This is a genomic window from Acetomicrobium sp. S15 = DSM 107314, from assembly GCF_016125955.1.
Lineage (GTDB): Bacteria > Synergistota > Synergistia > Synergistales > Thermosynergistaceae > Thermosynergistes > Thermosynergistes pyruvativorans.
Genome location: NZ_JADEVE010000295.1, coordinates 1 through 306 on the forward strand (window position 1 = coordinate 1; position 306 = coordinate 306).

General features: G+C 48.4%; 1 protein-coding gene. It reads right to left on the reverse strand.

All coding sequences use genetic code 11. The annotated features are described in order from the left end of the window. A partial coding sequence (locus EZM41_RS08665) for a hypothetical protein (RefSeq protein ID WP_198470711.1) occupies positions 1–306 on the reverse strand: 306 nt, incomplete at both ends.

Below are 306 nucleotides of genomic sequence, written 5' to 3' on the forward strand. Positions count from 1 at the left end.
CATCGGCATCTATGATCTTCAAGCGGCTGGCTAAGCCAACTAAAAGGTGCTCCTCCTCCATTTTCTCGACCTGCTGCTTGAGGAGGGTTCTGAACTCGCGTCCCCTGAAATATTCCTCGACCGGTTTGGACATGGCATTCAAGACGGTCTTCAGGCTCTCCCTTTTCAAGATCAGACGCATGACCTCTCGCTGAATGCGCTGCACCATAAACCATGTAGGGATTAACGTTATTAAAGAGATAGGGATAGCCACTTTAAGAAGCATATCAAGATAAGAGAGCTTGGTAAAGCCAAGGAGCGCCACTA